This window comes from Trichococcus sp. ES5 (assembly GCF_900067165.1).
Lineage (GTDB): Bacteria > Bacillota > Bacilli > Lactobacillales > Aerococcaceae > Trichococcus > Trichococcus flocculiformis.
This window is the reverse complement of sequence record NZ_FJND01000006.1, coordinates 21,023-40,529: the sequence shown is the minus strand read 5'-3', so window position 1 is coordinate 40,529 and position 19,507 is coordinate 21,023. Positions and strand designations below refer to the sequence as shown.

Sequence of the window (19,507 nt, the reverse complement as noted above, 5' to 3'; positions counted from 1 at the left end):
AACGCTACGGATCGGAATTTTCGTAATGCAATTCTTTTCTCTAACCCAACAAAATGTTAAATTCATTGTATCATGCTTTATTCAATAATGCAAATCGAAATGGCAAACAATCTGAAAAACGACAACTTTATTGATAAAAGCCACAACTGACAGGCTGTTTCTCTATTTTTTTCGTGAATCCACTTCCAGTCAAATCTCTTTTGCTTCTTCAGGTCTCTTTTCTGATTTTATTTCCTCCAAGATATAGCTACCGGCAAAGCCCAGCAAGAATAAAATAGCTACGATGACGGCGCTCATACCGGCAAAAATCCCGAATGCATCGGATAAAGCCCCTGTGACCATCGGCATGATGATGGAACCCAAACCACCAATGACCAACAAAGTGCCCAAAGCCATGGGATAGGTCTGCAAGGTTTTCCCGACAGCGGCGATGATCGTCGGATAAATGCCGGCCATCGAGAAACCTACACCAAAAATCGCAAATGTTATCAAACGGACATTTGTTGTGGACAGCAGCAACAAATAGAAAACTGTCGTCCCGGAACAAGTCAACAGCAAAAGGGTTCCCTTCTTAAAGAAGTCACCGTAGAAGGCTGTAAGCAGTCTGCCGGCCAGCATCGCCACCCAAAGGAGCGAAGCCAGGACTTGCGCGTATTCCGTCGTCATCAGATTTGAATCCACAAAATATTTGACCATCCACCCGTTGATGCACGCTTCCGCACACAGATAAAAGAAGAGAATGCCTGCCCCGACCCAAAAGCTTTTCAATTTCAAAAAAGTATAGGAGGTCGCATTCTTATTTTTCACCGCACTATCGCTGAGTTTCATTCTCGAAAAAAGGACCATAGACACGAGGGCCAAGACAATGATAATGCCCGCAGCAACCTTCCAGCCCGAAAGTCCGAACAATCGCGTTGAAAAAATGACCAAAAAAGGTGCGCTCAATGCCCCTACTGCGAAGATACTGTGCAAAAAACTCAGGGCAGCAGGACTGCTGTCCGACACCTCGTTGACTACACTATTGTTGAAATTGGAGATACTTCCCCGGCTGATGCCGGTAAACAGGAAGCCCAATATCAACAGGACTGGATTTCCGGTCATTATCATGATGGCAAAGCCCACCACGACGAAACTGCACAGAAAGATGATTGCTTTTTTTCTGCCTAGATAGACAGGAAGAATCCCCGCCAGAAATCCGGCAGTGAGATTCCCAAGTGAATGGGCGGACAGTAACGTGCCACTTACGGTATTACTTAGGCCATACTCATCACTTATCAACGGTAGCATTGAGCCCAAAATCATTCCGTATAAGCCATTCACCGCAAATACAAAGAAGCAACAAAGCAAGATGTACCTCTCTTGTTTGTCCAATCTGGAATAAAATGTTTCTTTTGCCAATCCTCAAACACACTCCTCAATCATATTTTTGCACGTAACAATAATTCCTATATGCGCTTACTGCAATCATATCATAAATCTTCATAACCGGATAAGGCTCTGTACCCATCGAACAAATGCAAAAAAAAGAACCTGATCCGAAGATCAGATTCCTAAAAGTTTAATTTGAATTAAGCTTTAACAACGTTAGTTGCTTGAGGTCCACGGTTACCTTCTTCTACGCTGAAAGTTACTGCTTGGCCTTCTTCTAAAGATTTGAAACCTTCAGATTGGATAGCTGAGAAATGTACGAATACATCGTCTCCGTTTTCGCGTTCGATAAAACCAAAACCTTTTTCTGCGTTAAACCATTTTACTGTACCTTGTTCCATAATTGAAAATCCTCCTCGTGCGTCTTGCACTTTATGATACATTGTTGCTAACGTTACGAATCGGAATGTTTTGAAACAATTCTTTTCTGCGCTTCACAAAATGTTAAAGTCATTGTACCATGTATTTTTGGATTGTGCAAGCCCTACCTACTATAATATTGTGACTTTGAATAAAATAAAATAAAGAGAAGCGATCCCGCAAAGGATTGCTTCTCTTGTTTTCTTTATTTTTTTTCTTTATCAAGGATTTCGGATATTTTTCTGTCGACATAATTTAAGCCCATACTCATGAAATATTCAGCCAGCTCTTCATCGCTGATATTTTTCACTTCGTAGCCGCCCTGTTTTCTTTTTGCGGCATACCCTTTTCTCATTTTTTCAAGCATATCTTCGGGTAGCTCCACTTGGAATTTCTTCATTGTCATCGCAACCGCCTCCTATGTCGTTGTTAGCCTGAACGATCGAACGAGGTAATGTTTTTCCACATTGGTCAGGTAACGCTTTCATTATACCCTTATTTTCAAAATATATACAGAATTTTATGCAAGAAGCAGCAATATAATCGATGACTGTTATTCTAATATAGAAAAACCTTGAAAGAAAAGGTATAAATCCAATCCCTTCAAGGGTTCCCCCTTTGGTTTTCTATTCAAATAAGAAAAGATATTACTTCAGCCAGTTATTTTTCCGGACTGTTGATGATCAGTGCTCCGTTCTCGGTATTTCTCTGGTAATCCTGGAAGAAGTCCCAGATGAATGCCGCTTCCGGTTTGTAGTTCCAATGCGCCAGATCTTTTACGGCCGCCAACTTCATCATGACGCCGCTCTGATTCGACAACGTACCTGTCAGCATCTGTTTTTCGCCGAGTGTCGTCCATTCCTGATTGTCCAACGCCACACCGTAGAATTCGTTCAACGACATGTCGTACTGCGGCGCTGCCTCAAGCTTGTTGATTTTTTGGTAAGCTTGGATGAACGGGAACATGTCGACGTTCGGGTCATTTTGGAAAATGCCCGGTGTGCCGAATTGGCCGGAACCGTCCACAGGGATCATCTGGAAATTATCGTGATCGCCGCAGATGTAAAGATACGGCACTTCAGGCCCAGCGTAGGTTTCCGCAATTGCGGTTAGTTCCTGTTTATCAACGCCCGGTGCTGAGACAGCTGCCACAGCTGCGAAAATGCCCGGATATTTGACGCCCATCAAGGTAGCTTTGGATCCACCTGCCGACAATCCGGTCAGGTATATCCGCGAAGGGTCTATCTGCGGATATTTTTCTTTCAGATCCTCGATCAGATTCAGGACATCCTCTTCACCCAAACCTTCAACGCCATCGAAATTCACTTCTTTGTCTTGCCATTCCGGGGAAACGACGATTAGATTTTCTTCCGCTGCCAACTCGGTCAAACCGCTGGCATCACCCTGCAGTCTTGGATCGTTCGCAAATCCGTGGAGCGTCACGATCAACGGCACGGTATTTTCATCCTGCCCCATTGTTGCTTCAGGAATGTATTCGTACCAGGTATACGCACCCTCCCCGTTGACAGGCTCAGCTATCATCTGATTATAGGTGATGCCAAGTTCCTCAAAGTCGGGAACCCCAACAAACGGGTAAGGCTCTGTGTATTTGCTGACATCAGCCATGTAAAATTCCGTCAGTTCGTTATGCATCCGGTAATTTTTCGAGAAGACATGCTCCCAAGCATTGGCATAGGCTTCCTGCACAGTCTCTTCTTCCGCATTCACGACGACTTGCTGGAACTCATTATCCTGGTTTTGGTAAATGGCCAGATCGTCCTCTTTCAGCTGTCCATCGGCTGCATTGGCCGAGATGTAGAAATCCGTTACTGCTTCTCCGGCATTGCTGAGGTATACAGGAACAGGCGTTGTCGAAGCGCTGTCCGCTTCGATATCCCCGCCGTACAGCATCATCCCTGCGATTGGATAGCTTTTCCGCGCCAGGAAGTTGTTGACGAAGGTCGCACCTTCATCCAGCGCGATCACTTTGACGTTCTTCACGGGCGCTTTCGCCAACAATTTGATGAAGGCTTCCGCATCCTCCGCTTGATACCCCTCCTCATTCAGAGGATTGATTACGTAGGCTTGCCCTGCCCATTCCTGAACATCCGTCAACAATCCGATTTCGGACAACAGTTCTTCTGCTTCCTCTTCGGTCTTTTGGCCTGCGTAGATGTAGAAAGTCGGAGTCAATACATCCGAGCGTGAGCTTGTGAAACCATCCTTCATGGCATCATATGTAAAGTACTGCAGCTGTGACGCTTCATCCGTTTCCGATGCTTCTAAGGTGATGCCTGTTTCCGACGAACTTACGGCTGATTCCGCCGTTTCGGAAGGCGTTGCGCAGGCAGCCAGGTTCAGCAAGGCTAGCATCATCGCCGCTTGACCGATTTTTTTGATATTCATTATTTTGCCTCCATTATTTTGAAATGGTCATTCAAGGATAGCGGGACAGGTGAAGCTCAAGCATTTCCCCTTCCTACGGCTTCAATCGGAGCCGTCGTTTGGAGCGATAGCTTGATTATTTGGCGATCGACTCCAGCAGCAGTTATCTCTTTGTTGATGATTTGATACGTATCCCCTAATCGGAAATCGTAGTCCATTGATTTCGGCAGCGTCACGCTGTACATAAAATTATTGGCATCGATCCTTACCCACTGCGCTTCAATTTCCCCTTGCGCAGTGCGGAGCGAACCATTCACTTCTGTCAGATCCGTAGCGAAATAAGGCGCCAATTGAATACTACGATCTTTTTTGACGGAAATGCCGATCAGCTTTTCCATCATCCAGACCGTGTACGAAGAATACATCGCATGGTTCAGTGAGCCTTGCAACTCATTCGTACCGTTATGCAGCGGAAAATATTCACTCAAGGTCTGGTTGCCGTTCGCCAGCATGCTCAGATAATTCGGTTCCTGGCGGCGGGACAGCCAATTATAGATCAAACCGTCTTCACCGAGCTCTGATAGGATGGTATATGCCCATGACATCCCGAAAATGCCGAAGCGAAAAACGCCATCTTCTTTCTGAATACGTTCGATCAAGTTTCTTTCGAGCTGATGCTTTTCGGCTTCATTTTCATGCAATCCCGCTTTCAAGGCGAAAATAGTGCTCGACTGTGCCCCCGAGGCAAAACTGCCGTCCTCATTGCGGAACAGAGCGATGATTGCACTTCTAGCTTCCACGATGTGCAATTCCAAGGTTTCCCTCATCGTTTCAGAAACATCGTGCGCAGCAAACAACGCTTTGTATTCCTCCAAAAGGATCAGATACATGCTGGCCGAACAGAATTCCTGATCCGGCGAGACGATGCGGTTATTCTGGATGCTGGCATCGACTGAGCCCCAGTCGCCGAGGCAACAGTATCGGATATAGTCGAAATCGTAATCCAGCAGATATTCCAGATGCTTCACCAATGATGGCAACTGAGCTTGTACAAATGCCTTATCTTGGTAATACTGCTCGATTTTTGCGGCAAGCACCGGAAAAACCAATTGCCAGCCCAAGGAGCCGGCCCCGTTGGAAGTCCCGTTCGTCATGATGCCGACGTAAGGGGCTGTCTGCGGAATCCCGCCTGCTGGGGTCTGATCATAAGCGAAATCCATAAAGACTTTCTTCAGCAGATTATGCATATCGTGGCTGTAGAGCTGCGAATCGATCAGGGCGACGATATCCCCGCCATAACCGAAACGTTCCCTTGTGCAGTCTTCGAAGTAGGAATGGATATTATTCAGACGGGTATTCTGCGCCGCTTCCCACAACCGGTTCAACTCTTCTGAAGACGATTCGAACCGGCTAACAGAAGCCAGGTCTGTGTAGACGCTGTAAGCCTGGATGTTTGAAAGCAGCTCCTCAAACGAATCTGTTTGCGGTTCTGCCTTCACCAGCACATAACGGAAGGAGTGGTAGCAGTACTGATTTTCAAACCGGAAGATCTCTTGCTTATTTTTTTTGATGACGTCCTTCTGGATGATCGGATCGCCCGCATTTATGCCGTGCTCCTCATCCGTCACCCCATAGGTTCCGCTGATGCTGGAATCAAAACTAATGGTACCATCAGCGTTCAGCTCCTCGGCGTACAGGAAAGTGACCTGGCCCAGATAATCTGCGGCGATATCGCAAAGGAAATGCCCGGACAGGATCGTCCCGAAATCGATCAGCATGCCTTCATTTGCAGAATGGTTCGCGACCACGGCAGGAAGGTAATGCTTCTGCCGTTTGATCTTTGGGATGAAACCGGGAGTCAAACTACCTCCCGGTCCAGCGATTTTCACAGTCTTCTGTTTTGTGGCTGCCTCCGGGATGTCATCCGTCACGACTTCACCGATGTAGAGATTATTGAACAGATAGTTGCCTGGCTTGCTTTCCCAGCTCGAATCCGAGGCGATCACGATTTTTTCATCTGCAGCAGTCTTGATCGTCAATTGACTGATCAGGCAAGGCTTGCCGACAGCGAGCTGCTTGCGCACATTGTATTTACCCAAAATAGTGATGGGAGCCGCATTGTACCAACCATTCGCCAGTTCCACCGACAACTTATTGCTGCCCTTTTTCAAATAATTTTTTATGTCATAGGTGTCGTAATAAACCGTTTTGTCGTAATTCGTCACATCGTTGTTCAAGTAGGCATCAGAAATCCGCAGCCCGTTGACGTACAAGGTGTAATAACCTAAGCCGCAGATATCGATCAAGGCTTCTGCAATTTCATCGGGAATGTCGAACGTCTTTTCAAGAATGATGTTAGGCCGTTCATTCAGAAATTCTGCTTCTTTTTCAAGCGGATTGTCCAACCGCGTAATCCAGCTGGCCTGACCCAAACTGGCGCTCAAAGGTTGGACCATTCCGTCAGTCGTTTCTTGATCCAATGCGGTCATTTAACGGATTCCTTCTGCTTCCTGGACAGTCGCATCCGAATCCGTGCTGTCCATTTCCTTTTCCTCTTTGTACAGTTCTTTGTCGGCCATTCGAACGAAAGGAATCCAAACCAATGTCGTGATTGCGATCAGGGCAATCTGCAGGAGTGAACCTCTGATACTGCCGGTGACGAAGTAGCCGCTGATGATCGGTGGCGTTGTCCATGGAATCTGCGCCAATCCTGTCGGAAGCGGCACAAGTCCCATCGCGAAGACGACATAAGCGACAATAGTCGAAATGGCATTCGAGAAGATGAACGGGATGAAGTACAAGAAATTCAGCATCAATGGGATACCAAACAACGCTGGTTCGCCGATATTGAACATGTAAGGTACGCTTGAGATTTTGCCGACTTCTTTGTACTGTCTGCTCTTGGCTACGATAAGAATCGCGATGACGGCACCCACGACACCGATCGATGCGAAATGATTACGGAAGCTCATGCTGATGATGTTCGGAGGGATTGCTCCTGCCAATGACGCAACTTTATTTTGATCTTCCAGAACTTGGTGGATAGGATCCATCACGGCTTGGATAATTGAACCGCCGTGCAAGCCGAAGAACCAAAGGAATTGTTCGAAGATTTTGACTACAACCAATCCGCCGATCGATCCGCCCAAGTAAGTCAATGGTTTGCCTAATGTGCCGTTGATCAATGTCAATGCGTCACTCTTCAGCAACAACTCGATGATCAAACGGATTATGAAGAATGTGGTCACGACGATGAAGGAAGGGATGACCGATTCAAATGGTCCGGCTACTGCAGGCGGAACGGATTCCGGCAGTTTGATTTTGATTCCTCTTTCTTCAATTTTTTTGTAGATGATGGTGCTGGACATGCCGACCAGGATGGACAGGAACATGGATTGAGCACTGATCTTTGTGATGTTCAGAAAATCGACGCCTTCGATATTATCCAGCGGTGTCAACAAAAGGAAGGAAACGACTGCTGTAATGATGCATTGCAGCACGTTTGTTTCCAGCTTATCCGCCAAAGATTTCGCCATGGAAATGACAACAATCAAGCCGCCTACTGCCAACGTTGCACTGTTCACGTATAATAATTTAGATTGCCACACAAATGCATTCTCTGTACCTAAAATCATCGTTATAAAGTCAGTAACCTGGGTGATCGGGAAAAAGGCGATGATCAAAAAGATCGAAGCGATAAAAGTAAAGGGCATGTATGCCAACATGGCATCCCTAACGGAAGTCAGGTAAATGTTATTGTTCACCTTGGTGGCGAAAGGTCCAACGGTGTTTTGAATCTTGTCGCTGAGGGACATTTTTTCAGTATTCATGAATTTTCCTCCTATATTTGATACTTCTGTGCAAAGAACAATGTCAGGCGAATCATATTGACTAAATTTATCATCCGGATTATCATTATGGTATCGCTAACAAGTACATCTTAACTGATGTACCATATTTTATTAATATCATATTCTTACGAAATGATTGACCATTTCTTACATTAGGGAGTTATTATGGATAAAGCACAGATTCGCGAAAAACTATTCACCCATACAGTGACAGAGAAACTTTATCTTCAGAATTCAGATGGTCCGCCGTCGGACTTCTTCGAAAATTTTGATTCCTATCTGAACGAGGACGCTGAACGCGTATACCGTTATACGTTTGAAAAGATTCTGAAAAGTGCCGAAGAGCGACAGAAAGAACGAGCCGCTTTTATAGAAGGCAGCCAACTGCTGCTTCTGAAACACGCGCGCTTTTCCTATACCCCGCTGCACGTCCATGATTTTATCGAAATGAACTACGTCTACTCAGGCAATATAGATATTATAATCGATGGGACAGAAATTTCATTAAAAGAGGGAGATTTTTGCATCCTGGACACCGGCGTTTGCCATCGGATCCTGGAAACGGGCGAAAATGATATTCTGATCAACTTCTTGATGAGGAAGGAGTACTTCTCTACCCACATGCTGAGCCGGCTGGCCTCAAACAGCATCATCACCCAGTTTGCGGTCAACGCGCTTTCCAAAACACAGAAACATGACCGCTATCTTCTTTTCAACACAACAAACAGCGAATTCCTGATCGACGCTATCGAGGGGATGCTCGTCAATTACTATGAACCGTCGTCCTATTCAAAAGATGTGACCGACGCCTACATGATCATCCTCTTTTCCGAACTGCTGAAGGCGTTCCAGCAGAAACAATCCAGCGAACACCGCAAGGCGGATCATTCCTATATCGGTGATATCCTGCTTTTTATCGAAAAGAATTATCAGGACTGCAGTTTGCAACAGATCGCGGATACTTTCAAGTTCAATCCGAGTTACCTGAGCCGTTTCATCAAGAGCCAGACCGGAAAATCCTATGTTGCATTGGTCCAGGAACTGCGCCTCAACAACGCTTGCATCCTGCTGAAGAATACCGATACCCCGATCGAAAACATCAGCGAACAGATCGGTTACAGGAACGTCACTTTCTTCTACCAGAAATTCAAGCAAGCCTATGATATGACGCCGCACGAATACCGGATGAGTTCGAATTGACGCAGCATTTTCGGGCAAAAAAATGACCGCGCTCCAACTAAGGAGGCGGTCATTATTATTGATTTATTTTCTTTTTTTGAACAGATCCCAAATCGAGAAAGTGGCTTTTTTGTATATTCTATTGTAGGCTGCCCTTTTGGCATCCCGGACCAGCCCCATCCCCTTTTTGCCGTAGAACGGATTGGTTTTACGTTTGATCGCCCGCTTCACCTTCCCGGTTGTCCTAGCTTTAAATGAGCGTTTCAGGCTTGGTTTGCGTATCCCGAATTTCATTAGGACCAGTCCTTTCTTATATTCAGGAAAATCTTTATATGTTCAACCTACTGTTATAGTTCTTCAATTGGCGAAAGTTCTTGTTCGGTCACCCACTTATGGTTTTTGATTGTTTCCCCAGTGACCGTATCTATATAATCCACCATATAGACTGTAGTTGCCTCAGCAGCATCTATAGTAGCAGTAGCGCCGCTCATCCCTTCCGTGTGCTCGGCTACCAGCATCACTTCACTGCCGACACCAAATGGATCCGTTCCGGCATCCATGATTTCTTCCTGGATCACCCATTGATGGTTCTCCACTCTTGGACCTCCATTGGTTGGATCATAGGAAACTTCATAAACGATCGTGTCGAAGGCTCCAATGATTGTCGCTTCCGCACCTTCCATGCCCTCCATATGGCCTGCCTGCATGATGACAGTATCCCCCACTTTATAAGTAGGATTTTCAGCTTCCATCAAACCATCCGGAATCACGCCGGAATCGTCATGGACCATATCCCCCATGCCTTCCGAACTGCTGGATGAAGACTCCTCAACCATGCTTTCCATCGAAACACTCTCCGATCCAACAGAAGCTTCCTCCGTGTTAGTGTCCGTTGAACAAGCTGCCAATAAAGCGGCGGCAGATAGACTGAACAAACTCATCAACAATTTTCTTTGTTTCATTCCTATCCTTCCTTTCTCATGGTTTTTTTGTCTAGCTATAATCAGTGTAAAGGACAATTGCATAATTATCAAAGAATAAGCTCAAAGAATAACCTATATCTCAACTTCTCGTTGAAGCATTCAAGATTATTGTTTGATATTTTTTTCTGAAAACAGATACAACATTGGAACCATTGCACTTTTATGCGGCTTTATCATATATCAAAAATCAATTTTATTGTATAATTAACTTATAATCATTTTATATCCGCGAAATATGATACATAAATTGAACGCAGACTTGTGCGGACCATTTGAAAAAGTAAGATGGAGATGGAACGGATAACTCTAATCTATCAAATTACATAAAGAAAGAGTGGTAGTTATGGGATATTATTTTGTTGATTATGAAAACGTAAAGATAGATGGACTAAACGGCATTAACAAACTCGAACCAAGTGATAAGGTGTGTATATTTTATAGTGAACATGCAGATACCTTAACATTTGATCTCCATAAAAGACTTAATGAGTCGAAAGCCACCATTACGTTTGAGAAGGTCGAAGTTGGGTCTAAAAACGCATTGGATTTTCAATTAGCGACTTTTTTGGGTTATGAAATTGCCAGTAAAAAAGATGATGAGTACTATATTGTAAGCAAAGACACTGGATATACTAGCGTTTATAATTATTGGAAAAAAAGAAAGATAGGCATTTCAATAGTCGCAAACTTAACACGATTAAATATTATCCAGGAACAGCAGCAGCTCCTTCAAAAAGTTGAAAAACTCGTAAATGATAAAGAAATTGCAAAAGTAGTGACTGATTACATTATTAACTATAAAACAAAACAAGGCATTAATAATGCACTTGTATCTAAGTATAAAAGTAAACAAGCCGGGGAGATTTATCAAGCAATAAAACCACTCATCAAAGATAAAAAAGGGAAATCAACATTACAGTAGATTTTAAATCAAGAAGATATGCATTAACTAACCTATGATGAGAAATGTAATTTCAAAAAAAATAACCCTTAGAAAGTCATATGAATCGCTTCATATCAACCTTTCTAAGGGTTTCATCTACATCTAGATGGAGACGACGGGAGTCGAACCCGTGTCCAAGCATATCGGCACTTCCAAATCTACGCTCATAGTTAAACTATTGGAATTCGCCTTGAACTAGCCGTTTAACAGGCATTATTGTTGGCTAATCTGATTGATCTCTTCTGATTCCTCCAGATGGAAGGTCACAGCGTATCCCACATCATTGAGACCCTGATCTGAGTACATGGGCGATACCAGGAGGATCTTAGCTAGCTACAATTAAGCAGCGAAAGCTAAAGTGTTGTTTTGTGTTTTGTCAGTTGTATTTAACTGTAACGTTTTAGCGTAGACGTAACCTACGGAGCGCATCAAAAGCTCGACCTATACCTGTCGAATCCGTAACGTCCCCGTAATGGGAATGCACAGAGTTATCTTGCATTTCATATTATACGTCATCCATACCAAAAAGCAAGGATTATGCACAAAATATTTTACAACCAAAAAGTAAAGAACCACCGGCCGGGGCTCGCTTGCCCTTGCCGGTGGTTCTTTGTCCATCAGTCATTTTCTAGCTTATTTACTCATATCTTCCAATTGGAAATGGATGGTTTCCATTGCTTGCAGCAAAGCTTCTGCTGTATCCAATGAAGTCAAACATGGGATGTTGTTTTCGACTGCTTCACGGCGGATCAGGAATCCGTCGGTCTCGCTTGTCTTACCTTCCGTCATCGTATTGACAACCAGGTTGATGCGGCCATCGCGGATGGCATCAAGAATGTCGTTGCTGTTTTCATTGATTTTCTCAATGACGTCGACTTTGATTCCTTCTGCTTCCAACGCTTTACCGGTACCTGTTGTAGCAACGATATGGTAGCCCAACGAAATCAAGCGTTTCGCCAACGGGATGATTTCTTCTTTGTCTTTATCCGATACCGTCATCAACGCCGTACCGTAGTCTGGCACGTGCACGCCGGATGCGATGAAGCCTTTATACAAAGCTTTCGGTAAGTTGACATCTTTACCGATGATTTCTCCGGTAGACTTCATTTCAGGACCCAGAACCGTGTCGACTTTCTTCAGTTTGCTGAAACTGAAGACTGGCATCTTCACGTATACGCCGGATTTCGACGGAACCAGACCTGTCTTGTAACCCATATCCTTCAGTTTCAGTCCTAGGATACCCTTCGTAGCCAACTTCGCCATCGGAATGCCGGTTACTTTGCTCAAGAACGGGATTGTCCGGCTCGCGCGCGGATTCACTTCGATAATGTAGACGACACCGTTGCTGATGACGAACTGGATGTTCACCAAACCGATGGTGTTCAGCCCTTGCGCCACGCGGATTGTGTAATCTTCAATCGTTTGGATCAGTTCAGCCGACAGATTCTGCGGCGGGTAAACCGCGATCGAGTCGCCCGAGTGGACGCCGGCGCGTTCGATGTGTTCCATGATGCCCGGGATCAGGACGGTTTCGCCGTCGCAGATCGCATCGACTTCCAGCTCTTGTCCGATCAGGTAATGATCGACCAGGACCGGCCGTTCGGGACTGGCCACGACCGCTTCGCGCATGTATTTCTCCAAATCGGCTTGGTTGTAGACGATCTGCATCGCCCGGCCGCCCAATACATAGGACGGACGCACTAAGACCGGATAGCCGATTTCGTCGGCAACTGCGACCGCCTCTTCAACGGTCACGGCTGTTTTACCGGGTGCCTGCGGGATATCCAAGTCGCGCAACAACTGTTCGAACAGTTTACGGTCTTCGGCACGGTCCAGATCTTCCAGGCTCGTGCCCAGGATCTTCACGCCGTGTTTGACCAATTTGTCTGCCAGATTGATGGCCGTTTGGCCACCGAACTGCACAACGACGCCCAACGGTTGTTCCAGGTCGATGATCGCCATCACGTCTTCTTCGGTCAAGGGTTCGAAATACAGCTTGTCGGAGATCGAGAAATCCGTCGAAACGGTTTCCGGGTTGTTGTTGACGACGATCGCTTCGTAGCCGGCTTCCTGGATCGCCCAGACCGCATGCACGGTCGCGTAGTCGAACTCGACCCCTTGGCCGATACGGATCGGACCGGAGCCCAAGACGATGACTTTTTCGCGGTCGCTCGGGAATGATTCCTGTTCCATTTCATACGTGCTGTAGAAGTACGGTGTGAAGGATTCGAATTCGCCCGCACACGTATCCACCATCTTGAAGACAGGGACGATGCCGTTGGCTTTACGCAACGCGTAGATGTCTTCCGAAGCCATGCCCCACAGTTCCGCGATGATTTCATCGCTGAAGCCGTATTTCTTCGCTTCGCGCAGGATCTCAAGGTCTTTCGGTTCGGCTGCCGCCACTTCCTTCTCCAGATCGATGATGTGCTTGAATTTGTACAGGAAGAAGTAGTCGATTTCGCTCCATTCGTGGATCGTTTCCGGTGTCACGCCGCGGCGCAACGCTTCTCCCAGATAGAACAGACGCTCGTCGCAAGCAACGCGAATATTCTGTTCGATTTCTGCCATCGTCACGGTCTGGCCTTGGTCTTTCGGCAAGGCCAAATGGTTGACGCCATACTCCAACGAGCGGACGGCTTTCAGCATCGATTCCTCGAACGTATGGCCCATGGCCATAACTTCGCCTGTCGCTTTCATCTGCGTGCCGAGAGTGCGGTCGCCCTTTTCGAATTTATCGAACGGGAAACGCGGGATTTTCGAGACGATGTAATCCAAAGCCGGCTCGAAAGCCGCATAGGAAGTGCCGGTGACCGGGTTCTTCATTTCATCCAGAGTCAAGCCGACAGCGATCTTCGCCGCCATCTTCGCAATCGGATAACCGGTCGCTTTACTCGCCAAAGCCGAAGAACGGCTGACGCGCGGGTTCACTTCGATGATGTAGTAGTCGAACGAGTACGGATCCAACGCCAACTGGACATTACAGCCGCCTTCGATTTTCAGGGCACGGATGATCTGTAGGGAGACGTCGCGCAGCATTTGATACTCTTTATCGGATAAGGTTTGGGAAGGCGCCACGACGATGGAATCGCCTGTATGAACGCCGACCGGGTCGATGTTTTCCATGTTGCAGACGACGATGGCGTTGTCGTTGCTGTCGCGCATTACTTCGTACTCGATTTCCTTGAAGCCGGCGATCGATTTTTCCAACAGACATTGTGTCACCGGTGAGTAGCGCAAGCCATTGGCGACGATTTCGCGCAGATCGGCTTCATTATGACAGATGCCGCCGCCGGTACCGCCCATTGTGAAGGCCGGACGGACGATCAGAGGATATCCGATTTCGGCTGCGAAGCGAAGCGCTTCGTCCACCGTATGGATGATGTCGCTTTCCGGAACCGGCTGATGCAATTCCGCCATCAATTGACGGAACAGATCACGGTCTTCGGCTTGTTGGATGGAACTCAATTTGGTTCCCAACAACTCGACATTGAACTCTTCCAACACGCCTGCTTTATCCAATTCCACAGCCATATTCAGACCGGTCTGTCCGCCCAATGTCGGCAGCAAAGCATCCGGACGCTCTTTGCGGATGATATTCGTGATGAATTCCACAGAGAGTGGCTCCATGTAGACTTTATCGGCGATTTCAACATCCGTCATGATCGTAGCAGGGTTGGAGTTGACCAAAATGACTTTGTATCCTTCTTCTTTTAAAGCCAAGCATGCTTGCGTTCCGGCATAGTCAAATTCAGCGGCTTGACCGATGATGATGGGGCCAGAGCCGATTACTAAGATGGATTGAATGTCGGTACGTTTAGGCATGTTTTTTTCCTCCTTGGACTGCTTTCATCATATCTACAAAATGATCGAACAAGTAATTGGCATCGTGCGGTCCCGGCGCTGCTTCCGGGTGGTATTGAACCGAGAAGACCGGTTTGGTTTTGTGTTTGACGCCTTCATTCGTACCGTCGTTCAGAGCATGATGCGTTGCGAGCAAATCTGTTTGGCTCAGGCTTTCCTCATCCACGGCATAGCCATGATTTTGACTCGTCAGGCTGATTTTGCCGGTTTCGAGATCTTTCACCGGATGATTCGCACCGCGGTGACCGAATTTTAATTTGTAGGTTATCGCGCCGCTCGCCAATGAGATCAACTGGTGGCCTAAGCAAATACCGAACATCGGCAGATTTTCCTGGGCAATCAATTGCTTGATTGTTTCAATTGCTTCCGGAACGGATGTCGGATCTCCAGGTCCATTGCTTAACATGATGCCATCCGGTTTGTAGGCCAAAATTTCTTCTGCGCTTGTATTCCAAGGAGCCAGAATGACTTCGAAGCCTCTTTTCAATAATTCAGCAAGGATGTTGTCCTTGAATCCGAAGTCAAGCAAGACAACGGTTGGACCTTCACCTGCATATTTCTTGATTTCTTTTGTAGAATTCACTTGGATTTCGTCAACCGGCAATTCATAGGCTTTCAATGATGCCACAATCGCATCCAAGTTGTCCGCATTTTTTACCATTGTACCGCGCATAACGCCGGCGTTGCGGATTTTTTTGGTGATGCTGCGTGTATCGACACCGTAGATTCCAGGGACATCAAATTCCTTCAAAGCGACATCCAACGTTTTGGTGCAGCGGAAGTTGCTCGGATGCTCCGCCAACTCATGCACGACCATTCCTTTCAAGCCTGGATGTAAGCCTTCAAAGTCATCTTCGTTGATGCCGTAGTTGCCGATCAACGGATATGTGAACGTGATGATCTGGCCTGTGTAGGAAGGATCGGACAACGTTTCTTGGTAACCCGTCATCCCTGTGTTGAATACGATCTCCCCGATTGCATCCTTTTCTGAGCCAAAAGCATATCCTGGATAGCAGCTACCATCTTCTAAAACTAAAAATCTACGTTGTTTCATGTTCTTCCTCCTGATTTCTGATTGACAAGGTTCATACCTCACGCTTGCATGAAAAATAGGAAAATGTAAAAAAAACACACCTATTGATGGGCGTGTTTCAACGGTTGTTTACATTAATCGTTTCACATGCCTTGTTAGCCTCTCTGTGCTAATTTAAAGACGTTCTGGCCACGCTGTATCCCGTACAGTAGTGTGGATTACGTTAATTTTAGACTATCTGGATAAGATTTTCAATTGATTTTTCCCAAAAAGGAAAAAAAGATGTGATTTTTAATTGTTTTTGAATTTTAAACATAGAAATACCCTTGGAACCAAAGGCTTTTGTTCCAAGGGTACTGACCATAATTTATTTTACGTCCTCTTCGACTTTATCGGCAGGCGTCACTTTGTGGACTTCCGGTTCTTGCTCGTCGCCAGGCGTGAAGTCATCGACAAAATGATCGGTGCCGTTATATAGATCCAAGTGATAAAAGCCATCCTCATAGCGGACGACCGAAATGCTGGCATTATCCAGATGGCGGTCGATCGAGAAATCAGGAATGACAGCGTGGATCATGTTGCGGATCGTCATCCCGTGGGAAACAATCAGTATGTTTCTTTCGGAATCACGGTGCTCGCTGATCAGTTTGATCAAGCCGCGCTCGACGCGTAGCCAGAAAGTCATATAATCTTCCGCTTCATGATACGGATCCATTTCTTTCAATCCGTTCAGCTCTTCGATGACGGAGCGGTGGGCTTCATAATTCGGTTGACCATCCGCGCTTCCAAGGAATTTATTCAGGTTCCCCCAGGTTTCGCTCGCATCCAGCCCTTCAAAAGAGCCAAAGAATATCTCCCTGAACTCAGACATAGCCACTACTTTCAAATGATCGGCATGCTGATTTTCTTTCAAAATGATCTGTGCTGTTTCAAATGTACGTCTCAAGTCGCTGCAATAGACAGCATCGAACTTGACATCGCCCAAGCCCGCTCCGCTTCTCATGACATCGCGTCTGCCTCTGGGCGTCAGTGGGGTATCGGACCAGCCTTGCATCCGATTGTATTTATTCAGATAAGTTTCTCCGTGTCGCATAAAATAAAACGTTACTCCCTTTTTCAAGGTTAACCCGCCTCTCTCAAGCTATTTTCGCAGTAGGATACTTGCTTTCCTTCCCTTATCTTAACAATTTCGGCGGCTGATTGCATCTATTTCATACAACTATTTGTCGCTGAGCAGATCTTCCACGATTTCGCCGGATTTGTAGGCCCGCAGCAATTGTTGCAGGTCGATGACTTGCTGGGTCAGTTTCTTGCCGACATCTGTCTGTCTTACCGTCTTGCGTTCCAATTCCTTGTCGACGATGCGTCGGGTCGAAACGATGTCCTTTTCGTTCTCGATGGCATCCTGACGGGAAGTGAACGGCTGATGCGAAACCAGCTGCATCCCAAAAGAGTTGTACAATAATGTATAACCGGCCAGGCCTGTCGTATTCTGATAGGCTTTCGAGAAGCCCCCGTCGATGACGATCAGCTTGCCATCCGCCTTCAGCGGATTCTCACCGATTTTTTCTTTGACGGGTGTGTGGCCGTTGATGATATGGCCTTTATTTGGATCCAGTCCGAACTCCTTCAGTATTTTGTGTGATAGTTCCACATTGTCGCGTTGCTCGTAATACAGGTTCTTCTTCTCGATATGCGTTTCTTTTTCCGCGACATAAAGACGCTCGAAAGTCGTCATCTTATCCTTGCCGAACAAGGACGATGCTTTTCCTTCCCATAGATACCAAATCAAATCCAGAATACGCACATTATGTTTCTTTCCTTCGCGGTTCAAATAGCCTTTGCGCAATACTTCTTCGTACTTGTCCAGGAGGGCTTTGCCGCTGTACTTGACGTTCGCAATCGGCAACTCCATGAAGCTGCCGTCCGGATTCAGCGGCACACACCCATGGAATAAAAGATTATCATTGTAGCTCAAATACATGCTGCCTTTGCTGAAAAGGAATTGGACGTGCTTCTGCAGTCTTTCCGAATTCAAGAAGCCAGTCATGAGTCTTTCTACAACTAATCTTTCCTCTTCGGTCAAGCGGTAGGGATCAGCTGGATCGACTGTCGGAAAATAATCGCACAGCATCGGATATTCTTTCCCATCCAATTTCACCGTTCCTGTTTCGTAATTGATGAAATCCAGCACCATCCGATCGGCCATATCGAATTCCGGATGGCGTTTGATGATTTCCCCTTCAAGCTTGAATTGGATGATTGAAATCGCCTGGTTCATTTTAGCGATTTGGCGGAGTTCTTCCGGGAAAATTTTACTTTCGTCTTCGGTGTTGATTTTCGGCATGAACGGTTCGTAGCGGTCCTCTTTGTAAACCATTTCCGCAAATGTGATCAGCGGACGCAAAGAAATTCCGTAGGCATCCTCGATGATCTCAAGGTTGTTGTAGCGGGCACAGATGCGGATGACATTAGCCATACAGGCTGCTGACCCGCTAGCGGCACCCATCCAGAGGACATCATGGTTGCCCCATTGGATATCCAGTTCGTGGCCATCCATGAAGGTATCGATAATTTTGTCAGGGAATGGACCACGGTCGTAGATGTCCCCGACAACATGCAGGTGATCGACGACCAGGCGCTGGATGACATGTGAGATGGCCGCGATCAGTTCGGGCGCGCGGTCCAAAGAGATAACGGTCTTGATGATTTTTTCGTAATAATCCTCTTTATTTGTCATGATCGTATCTTTGAACAGCAACTCTTCGATGATATAGGCATAGTCGGCCGGAATCGCCTTTCTGACTTTTGAGCGCGTGTATTTCGAAACGGTGAAAGCGCAAAGTTCCGTGATACGCAACAAGGTCAACGAATAAAACTCATTGATCTCTTCCTCGGACTCCAAGCTGTCCACGATCATATCGATTTTGTCTTCCGGATAGTAGACGATCGTCGCGAGCTGGTTCATCTCACGGGTGCTCAATCTCCCCTGAAAAATCTCGCGGATCTTTTCTTTGACGTTTCCGGATCCATTCCTGAGCACATGCTGCACGGCATCATACTCCCCGTGCAAGTCGCTGATGAAATGCTCGGTTGCTTTCGGCAAGTTCATGATGGCTTCCAAGTTGATGATTTCGGTTACTGTTTTTGCTGCTGTCGGATATTCTTTTGCCAGCAATCGGAGATACTTGTCTTTCGTTATCATTACAATTACACCCCTACTTTTTTCATTTCACTCAGAACGGAACCCCGCAAGACAAACATTGCTTACAGGATTATCTTTATTTTTGGTGACAAGATGATTACTTCTATCATAGCTTGAATTAAAAAAAAATGATAGACAAGATACAAAAATTACACAATTGGTCACAATTTCGACAGTGTACCTGTCCGATGGTTGCTGTAGTCCAAACCGGAGTGCGCCAGCTCCGGTGAGGATTGCCTCATCGGAGTTGGCGACGACAACATGACCCGCTTCTCC

At 46.2% G+C, this 19,507-nt stretch carries 14 protein-coding genes and 1 other RNA gene; 2 read left to right on the top strand and 13 right to left on the bottom strand.

Annotated elements, in window-relative coordinates; all coding sequences use genetic code 11:
• Positions 1 to 189 precede the first annotated feature (189 nt).
• From TES5_RS06720 to TES5_RS06695, 6 genes are all read right to left on the bottom strand, one after another.
• Entirely contained in the window at positions 190 to 1,398 is a 1,209-nt protein-coding gene (locus tag TES5_RS06720; RefSeq protein ID WP_068561096.1) for an MFS transporter, read from the bottom strand.
• 170 nt (positions 1,399 to 1,568) lie between these two features.
• On the bottom strand, positions 1,569 to 1,769 hold the full coding sequence (locus tag TES5_RS06715; RefSeq protein ID WP_068561095.1) for a cold-shock protein: 201 nt from the start codon (positions 1,767 to 1,769) through the stop codon (positions 1,569 to 1,571).
• A 224-nt stretch (positions 1,770 to 1,993) separates the two neighbouring features.
• Entirely contained in the window at positions 1,994 to 2,194 is a 201-nt protein-coding gene (locus TES5_RS06710; RefSeq protein WP_068561094.1) for a hypothetical protein, read from the bottom strand.
• Between the two features lie 254 nt (positions 2,195 to 2,448).
• Positions 2,449 to 4,194 carry a CE1 family esterase gene (locus TES5_RS06705; protein ID WP_143148198.1) on the bottom strand — a complete coding sequence of 582 codons (1,746 nt, stop codon included), beginning with the start codon at positions 4,192 to 4,194 and terminating at the stop codon, positions 2,449 to 2,451.
• A gap of 56 nt (positions 4,195 to 4,250) precedes the next feature.
• Positions 4,251 to 6,662, bottom strand: coding sequence for a family 78 glycoside hydrolase catalytic domain (locus tag TES5_RS06700; RefSeq protein WP_083546433.1), 2,412 nt, complete (start codon positions 6,660 to 6,662; stop codon positions 4,251 to 4,253).
• A complete protein-coding gene (locus TES5_RS06695; protein ID WP_068561093.1) occupies positions 6,663 to 8,003 on the bottom strand; it encodes a PTS sugar transporter subunit IIC in 1,341 nt (446 codons plus the stop codon).
• Positions 8,004 to 8,189: 186 nt separating this feature from the next.
• Here TES5_RS06695 and TES5_RS06690 point away from each other — a divergent pair, with 186 nt between their 5' ends.
• On the top strand, positions 8,190 to 9,224 hold the full coding sequence (locus TES5_RS06690) for an AraC family transcriptional regulator (protein WP_068561092.1): 1,035 nt from the start codon (positions 8,190 to 8,192) through the stop codon (positions 9,222 to 9,224).
• A 63-nt stretch (positions 9,225 to 9,287) separates the two neighbouring features.
• On the opposite strand, the gene TES5_RS06685 is transcribed toward TES5_RS06690, so the two are convergent.
• Positions 9,288 to 9,497 carry a hypothetical protein gene (locus TES5_RS06685; protein ID WP_068561091.1) on the bottom strand — a complete coding sequence of 70 codons (210 nt, stop codon included), beginning with the start codon at positions 9,495 to 9,497 and terminating at the stop codon, positions 9,288 to 9,290.
• 53 nt (positions 9,498 to 9,550) lie between these two features.
• Positions 9,551 to 10,165 carry a YdhK family protein gene (locus TES5_RS06680; protein ID WP_068561090.1) on the bottom strand — a complete coding sequence of 205 codons (615 nt, stop codon included), beginning with the start codon at positions 10,163 to 10,165 and terminating at the stop codon, positions 9,551 to 9,553.
• A gap of 364 nt (positions 10,166 to 10,529) precedes the next feature.
• On the opposite strand from TES5_RS06680, the gene TES5_RS06675 reads away from it, so the two are divergent.
• The gene (locus tag TES5_RS06675; protein WP_068561089.1) at positions 10,530 to 11,108 is read left to right on the top strand and encodes a PIN domain-containing protein; all 579 of its coding nucleotides are present in this window, start codon (positions 10,530 to 10,532) and stop codon (positions 11,106 to 11,108) included.
• A gap of 125 nt (positions 11,109 to 11,233) precedes the next feature.
• Here TES5_RS06675 and ssrA read toward each other — a convergent pair.
• From ssrA to TES5_RS06650, 5 genes are all read right to left on the bottom strand, one after another.
• Positions 11,234 to 11,598: a transfer-messenger RNA gene (gene ssrA / locus TES5_RS06670) on the bottom strand.
• Between the two features lie 164 nt (positions 11,599 to 11,762).
• Positions 11,763 to 14,954, bottom strand: a complete 3,192-nt coding sequence (gene carB, locus TES5_RS06665) for a carbamoyl-phosphate synthase large subunit (protein WP_068561088.1) — start codon at positions 14,952 to 14,954, stop codon at positions 11,763 to 11,765.
• A complete protein-coding gene (carA, locus tag TES5_RS06660) occupies positions 14,947 to 16,047 on the bottom strand; it encodes a glutamine-hydrolyzing carbamoyl-phosphate synthase small subunit (protein WP_068561087.1) in 1,101 nt (366 codons plus the stop codon). The genes carB and carA overlap by 8 nt, the downstream gene beginning before the upstream one ends.
• A gap of 346 nt (positions 16,048 to 16,393) precedes the next feature.
• Positions 16,394 to 17,146 (bottom strand): histidine phosphatase family protein, encoded by a 753-nt coding sequence (locus tag TES5_RS06655; RefSeq protein WP_068561086.1) that lies wholly within the window; start codon positions 17,144 to 17,146, stop codon positions 16,394 to 16,396.
• 99 nt (positions 17,147 to 17,245) lie between these two features.
• On the bottom strand, positions 17,246 to 19,231 hold the full coding sequence (locus TES5_RS06650; protein ID WP_068561085.1) for a fructose-bisphosphatase class III: 1,986 nt from the start codon (positions 19,229 to 19,231) through the stop codon (positions 17,246 to 17,248).
• Between the last annotated feature and the right edge of the window lie 276 nt (positions 19,232 to 19,507).